This is a genomic window from Fulvivirga aurantia, assembly GCF_009711475.1.
GTDB classification, from domain to species: Bacteria; Bacteroidota; Bacteroidia; order Cytophagales; family Cyclobacteriaceae; genus Fulvivirga; species Fulvivirga aurantia.
This window is the reverse complement of sequence record NZ_SMMD01000215.1, coordinates 1-994: the sequence shown is the minus strand read 5'-3', so window position 1 is coordinate 994 and position 994 is coordinate 1. Positions and strand designations below refer to the sequence as shown.

Below are 994 nucleotides of genomic sequence, written 5' to 3'. Positions count from 1 at the left end.
AGTAAACGAGTGGATCTCAAAATATAAAAAAGAGTATCAGAGGGCTCGTGATGTAAATGAGAAAATGCACCAGGCAACGGTCGATATTATCGATCAGTACTCATTAAATAACACAGAATCTCGACATTGGGAAAGTTGGCTTACAGAGACTTTTTATGACGACACGCTCGATGGCAATAATCGTTACCTCGCCATCATAAGACTTACGTTTATGTATTTTAATTATCGAGAGTTTGAGAAGCTTAAGAAAATATATGATGACCTCGACAAGCTTCTCGCGCAGGGGTTTTTCTATTCAAAGCGAATACTTTATAACTATTATGCCAACCGTCTGATGTTGCACAGTAAGTTCGATGTATTACAGCAGGCCGAAGAGTATGGGTACTTATCAATCAGGCAAAAGAATGCAGACCACTTGCAATATTTGACCAATTTTAGTTCTATTCTACTCAGAAGAGGTAAAATTGATGAAGCCCTGAGCCTGATGAAGGAATCTATGGCTGAGATGAAAACCACACACAACTTTCATAATAAAATTGGCTTTGTGGCTTTTTATGTCAAATGCCTTAACCTCAATGGCCAGCCTGCAGATGGAGAAAGGTATGCAGAAAGCTTTTTACGTGTCAATAAAGAGCATGTTTTATCAAAACGATGGTATATATTTTTTACAACTTATATACATGCGCTGCTTATGCAAGAGAAGTATGAGAAGGTTATAGCTACATGTAAAAAATATAGTTTGCTTATCCGTGATGAGCAAGATCAAAAGAAGCCGATTTATTTACCTACTATCAGATGGTATTATGAGATGTCTCTTTACATGGAAGGGCGTATCGGAGATGATAAATTAATTGAGGCCATTGCCATCTCAGGGAAGGATTATTTACAAAACCATCAGAAGTCTTCGGTAATCACCAATCTACTTGACGACCTCAAAATTCATGTTCCTCACATTATAAAGGACGTAAAGTCAGCGCTTTCTAAAATGTAGTTA

At 37.3% G+C, this 994-nt stretch carries 1 protein-coding gene; it reads left to right on the top strand.

Going from position 1 to position 994, the window contains the following annotated elements; all coding sequences use genetic code 11:
• Positions 1 to 991, top strand: a 991-nt coding sequence (locus E1176_RS20235; protein WP_185152506.1) for a hypothetical protein, incomplete at its 5' end; no start/stop codon positions are given.
• Positions 992 to 994: the final 3 nt, after the last annotated feature.